Below are 4,761 nucleotides of genomic sequence, written 5' to 3' on the forward strand. Positions count from 1 at the left end.
CTCATAATTCCTTACTTCTTTAAATAACTCTTTATACTCTGCACAATATTCATCTACGATCGCAACTGTTGGGTGGGCGTCTCTAGCCAAATGTTTCAGGATTTGTAATTCTACATCCATGCCCTGCTTACCTTCCAGAGTTTTTTCTTTTAATCCTTTTATTAAGAATACTCGGAAAGTGACAGAAGAGGGATAGATCCAAACCCACCAAAGCCTTCTGAAGTGGAGTATAGGGTGTAGGGGGTAGTGACGAGGAAGATTATGAATGTTCATACTTTGTTTCTAATTTTGTTAATTTTTTCCTACGCCCAATACCCTACTCCCAACAAAGAGTCTTGACGAGGTTAGGTCTTTCCAAGCCTGTCATTTGGGGCGATGCCATAGAAAAGCCACCGCCCTTTTCCCTTGAATTACGCTGCTACTACTGGTCGCACTCCCAGATAACCAATCGCCCTATCCGCAGTATCAGCCACTTGGTTCCTTCCATACGGTCGTGGTCGAGAATACCAGCCTTCTGCGTTGCACCCCACGAAGCCGACCAAACGACCATCCCGAAAGACTTTGGTGCTGAACGATAGCCAATCAATATCCCCATGCCGCAGCTCATACTTCCGACAAGCTTCTTCGAGTTCGTCAGATAATCGGTCGTTTCGCTGGCGTGGGGTTTCTGGTTCAGCGATGGTTGGTTTAACTTCAGCCACTCGTGTAGCGAACCAAGTGCGATCGAAAGGCAATCTTCCGCTATCGGTGAGTTGTACCCATACGGTAATGCCGCCTTCAATCCATAAAGTTTTGATTTGGTCGGGGGTGCTGTTGATGATGGTTGCGATGATTTGGCGATCGCGGTGGGTTAGCGGGTCTTTAGCTGGAGCGACCGTTTCAGATTGGGTTGCAAGAAGGTCGTCGAGTTCTTGTTGTGCTAGGGATTGCTCGTCAATCGGGAGGGCTTGCTGTGTTAGTGTTGTTTGGTTCATAATAGTATTCCTTGATAAAAAGGGAAAGGCGATCGCTCAGTTGTCCAGACCATAGCGATCGCCTTTGTTTTTTACGAACGAACGTTGTGGGAATCCACAACGCATTCACTCAAATTTGGCGCAGCCTTTCTTAAAAAATGCCCCGTGTCAGTGACCGGAACTTGCAACAGCAGCATATATGCTTGATCGGGCGCAGTCTCGCTTACTGGCGTTGAAAGCGTATGCAGTGCTGCTGTGACAATTTTTTATTCACCGATTCATCATCGATGCAATCAACCTCCCCTCCTGTATCCATCACTTTCTCTGGGTTCACCAGTGCTTCAGCTACCCTTCCAGGCGGTTGATTGAATGTTTATTTCATGGTTCGGTAATTCTGTTGCAAACTCTTTCGCGTTCGGGTGCTGGCTGTTTGCTATTTCCTTGCCCTTACAATTTAATAGTAAAGTAACACTTGTCTTTTGTCAAGGGTTACTTGTTCTGCTCTATAATTTTAGGAGAACCAAAAAGGGACTGTACATCATTACCTAATACAGCACATATATAACGTAATAGTATAAAAGAGACTGTTTTAGATGCTTTTTCGCCAAAAGGGCGTTCTAACATTTGAATATATTGCTTAGTTACGCGATATCCATATTTTTCGCTTACTTCATCTGCTAGGCGTTGCATAGGAACTTTGCCACGCATTTCCCTCAATCGTTCTCCATACGTAGCATTCCAATTTACGCTAGCAACAATATCTAGCTCCAGCATAATTAGCTCTCGACAAGTTTCACTTGACTCCGCCATATCATAAATGTTATAGTCTGACTTGTCTACGTTAAAACAAAAGCGATCGCTAAAAGGAGCGATGCGATCGCTTTGCGGGAATTTTTTACAACTGTATGAGTTGTTTATAACGCTGACATAGTTTTGACATAGCGAAAAAATCCATTTGCAGTTCAACCTACATGGCGGCATCCTTGCAATGCCGCGACAGTTCCGTGCATCAAAAATTTGGAGGAACTATGGACGCAATTACTTACAGCGAAAGCCACCCCAGCCCTTTTGACCAAATTAAACATATTGATAGTGATGGTTCTGAGTATTGGCTGGCCCGTGAACTAATGCCCATCTTGGGATATCAGCAGTGGCGACGGCTAAAAGATGCCATAGATAGAGCTATTACTGCTTGCGAAAACCAGGGGTATGAGTATGAGAAACATTTTTTTCCATTGACTTACTCTAATGGAGGTAGACCAGGGAAGAATTACAAATTAACTTTATACGCGTGTAATTTAATTTTAGGAAATATAGATATAAGGAAGAAGAGAAAATTCAATCAATTAAGTGAAAAGTTTTATTCGGATAAACTTCAAAAAGAACTTGGAGGTGTCAGAGAAGTGCCAACTCCAGCAGGTTTTATTGATTTACTCACTAATGAGCAAATTATTGAAGTCAAAAAAATAAAATCTTGGAAAGCCGCTGTCGGACAAGTTTAAGTTTACAGTGACTATTACCCATTTCATGAAAAACGGATACATCTCTTTGGTGAATGCCATCTTGAATTTATGAGAGTTGTTATTTTTCATTGTAACAAGCGAAAAATTACTGTTACATGGGAAGCATAATTTACAAAGTTTTTAGCAAAAATAACAAAGAATAGCACAAATAATTATATTACTGAGCATCAAGCATAATCAATAATTTATATATACTTAATTGCTGCTTCAATAAGAGTTTTTCTTGACAAATTAATAGTTACTTAAAGTGATTGGAATACTGTGCAGATTCAACAAGATGTCTGGATAAATTATGGATAAAATTACTTTTGATGAAATTCAATTCAGCCCCTTTGACGAAATTAAACAGGTTGATAGCGATGGTAGTGAGTTTTGGTTAGCTACTGAATTGTTAACCTTGCTGGGTTATCAAACTTGGAAAAGAATTCGGGACACGGTTGAAAGAGCGAAAATCAGTGCTAAAAATTCAAGGATAGATCCATCCCACCATCTGGTCGATGTCGTCCAAATGGCGCAAGTTGGCACATCCCAGGCATTTCGAGAAGTGCTGAAAGATTACAAGCTATCACGACACGCCTGTTATTTGGTGGCCATGAATGGCGACCCTCGCAAGAGTGCGATCGCCGTAGCACAAAATTACTTTGCAGTGAAAACCCGTGAGGCAGAGTTAGCCCCACAAAATTCAGAACTAATCACCCAACTCTGGGAAAAACTCGAACAGCAAAATCAGGTAATCGAAGAACAAGGCAAGGCGATCGCTGACCTTCAAGCTCAAGTCCAAAACTTACTACCCCCATCAGCCGACTTCATGCCTCCGGGCTGGGATGCCGAAGTTTGGCGATCGCTTCCAAAGCAGGACAAACGCCACTTCAGGTTTTTGTACCGCCGTCGCAACTTCCGACCATCCCAAGAGAATCAACCTTTAGCCCTAAGCGCGGCCACCATTGAGCAGATGAAGGAACGGCAACGGGCTGAGGTTGAACAGTTGATAGGTGAAGTTTCAACACAAGAGAAACAGCAATTTCAGGCGGTGAAACTCCAAAAGCTCAGAGAGTTTTGGTCGCAAGCATCCGTTGAAGAACAAAAAGATATGCCTTTTTAGCAGTGGGTAAAAATATGAGCAGTAAGCTAATTACTCCAGAATCACCTTTGTTGGTTCCGCCTTTATTAGCAGCAGAGATTGGTTTAGAAGAAGCAGTAATACTCCAACAAATTCATTACTTTTGTCAAATATCCAAACACATCAAAGCTGACGGGCGGCGTTGGTTTTGGAAAACGCTCCAGGACTGGGGTCAAACACTGCCGTTTCTCAAAATCTCTACCATCAGGCGTGCGATCGCTAACTTGAGGAATTTCGAGCTAATCGATGTCTGCCGCCACAGCCAAAAGACTTGGTATCAGGCAAACTGGTTTACCGTTAACCTGGAGAAGGTCAAAGCTCTATGGAATCAAATTTGTCAAAATCAGCAGATCGATGTGAGTCCCCTGAATACATCGAATTGCTCACCCACGGCAGATGATATCAAAGAGTCCACCCCTAAAGAGTTCTCTTCACAACATCATGCTGTTGAGGAAGAAAAAAATGAAGTGGAAGAAACCGAGATATTGGACTATGAACCCGAATCAGTTTGTTTAACCCCCCGACCAGAGCAATCCCAGACTCTTCGCTTCGTTGATGAACAAGAATTAGACTACTCAACTAACGAGGAAGACCATCATGAGGACGAACTTTCCGGGGCGGAGGTTAAAGCTGATTTAAATGTGTCTAAGCAGGAAATTGCAGTGGTTTGTAACGAATTGAGACGGTTACGAATAAACCCTCAGCCTTGCTTGGGGGTAGTCAAGAAACATTGGGATAATGTACAGGGTGCGATCGCTAGGGTCAAGGATGCGATCGCAGAGGGTTGGTGCAACAACCCGACTGGTCTATTTATCAACTCCTGTAAGAGTGGGGCTAAAGGCAAGAACACCGTTACCGCAGATGTTAGTGCTTGGTTCGAGTGGGCGAGGAAGCAGAGAATCGTGCTGGGGATGTCGGGTGGCGTTGTTTATACACCGGATGGGGAGCCTGTTGAGTTGCGGGAGATGATGCGAAGGTTTCCGGTTGAGGCAAAAGTTTTTAGCTTGAATTAGGAAAACAAAGCTTTGGTAAACAATTTTTTCTTTCAGGTTCTTATTCTTAGTGGTGCAGAAAAGTTTCTGGAGTCTCAAGTGGAGAAAACAGTGACACGGGAGAATTCAATTCTGTTATCTAATTGCGCTCGTTTTTTTAAGGAAGCAGTGGC

Annotated in this window: 6 protein-coding genes; 3 read left to right on the forward strand and 3 right to left on the reverse strand. The window is 43.1% G+C overall.

Features of this window, described 5'->3' with window-relative positions:
- Window positions 1–410: 410 nt before the first annotated feature.
- The 3 genes from H6H03_RS39155 to H6H03_RS39165 all read right to left on the reverse strand — a co-directional run bounded on the left by H6H03_RS39155 (window position 411) and on the right by H6H03_RS39165 (window position 1,934).
- Window positions 411–974, reverse strand: coding sequence for a hypothetical protein (locus H6H03_RS39155; protein WP_190960353.1), 564 nt, complete (start codon window positions 972–974; stop codon window positions 411–413).
- Window positions 934–1,083 carry a hypothetical protein gene (locus tag H6H03_RS39160; RefSeq protein ID WP_190960354.1) on the reverse strand — a complete coding sequence of 50 codons (150 nt, stop codon included), beginning with the start codon at window positions 1,081–1,083 and terminating at the stop codon, window positions 934–936. Before H6H03_RS39160 ends, H6H03_RS39155 begins: the two co-directional genes overlap by 41 nt.
- Window positions 1,084–1,442: 359 nt before the next feature.
- On the reverse strand, window positions 1,443–1,934 hold the full coding sequence (locus H6H03_RS39165; protein WP_242058233.1) for a hypothetical protein: 492 nt from the start codon (window positions 1,932–1,934) through the stop codon (window positions 1,443–1,445).
- A 23-nt stretch (window positions 1,935–1,957) separates the two neighbouring features.
- Here H6H03_RS39165 and H6H03_RS41055 point away from each other — a divergent pair, with 23 nt between their 5' ends.
- The 3 genes from H6H03_RS41055 to H6H03_RS39910 all read left to right on the forward strand — a co-directional run bounded on the left by H6H03_RS41055 (window position 1,958) and on the right by H6H03_RS39910 (window position 4,609).
- Window positions 1,958–2,455 carry a BRO family protein gene (locus tag H6H03_RS41055; RefSeq protein ID WP_313932044.1) on the forward strand — a complete coding sequence of 166 codons (498 nt, stop codon included), beginning with the start codon at window positions 1,958–1,960 and terminating at the stop codon, window positions 2,453–2,455.
- Window positions 2,456–2,768: 313 nt separating this feature from the next.
- On the forward strand, window positions 2,769–3,578 hold the full coding sequence (locus H6H03_RS39175; protein WP_190960355.1) for a BRO family protein: 810 nt from the start codon (window positions 2,769–2,771) through the stop codon (window positions 3,576–3,578).
- A 14-nt stretch (window positions 3,579–3,592) separates the two neighbouring features.
- The gene (locus H6H03_RS39910) at window positions 3,593–4,609 is read left to right on the forward strand and encodes a hypothetical protein (protein ID WP_199339242.1); all 1,017 of its coding nucleotides are present in this window, start codon (window positions 3,593–3,595) and stop codon (window positions 4,607–4,609) included.
- Window positions 4,610–4,761 lie beyond the last annotated feature (152 nt).

This window comes from Nostoc paludosum FACHB-159, assembly GCF_014698835.1.
In the GTDB taxonomy this organism is placed as follows: Bacteria; Cyanobacteriota; Cyanobacteriia; order Cyanobacteriales; family Nostocaceae; genus Nostoc; species Nostoc paludosum.

Excerpts from the sequence above, each read along its gene's own strand:
- H6H03_RS39165 (WP_242058233.1), bottom strand. The coding sequence starts at position 1,934 with ATGCCGCCATGTAGGTTGAACTGCAAATGGATTTTTTCGCTATGTCAA.
- H6H03_RS39155 (WP_190960353.1), bottom strand. The coding sequence starts at position 974 with ATGAACCAAACAACACTAACACAGCAAGCCCTCCCGATTGACGAGCAA.
- H6H03_RS39175 (WP_190960355.1), top strand. The coding sequence starts at position 2,769 with ATGGATAAAATTACTTTTGATGAAATTCAATTCAGCCCCTTTGACGAA.
- H6H03_RS39910 (WP_199339242.1), top strand. The coding sequence starts at position 3,593 with ATGAGCAGTAAGCTAATTACTCCAGAATCACCTTTGTTGGTTCCGCCT.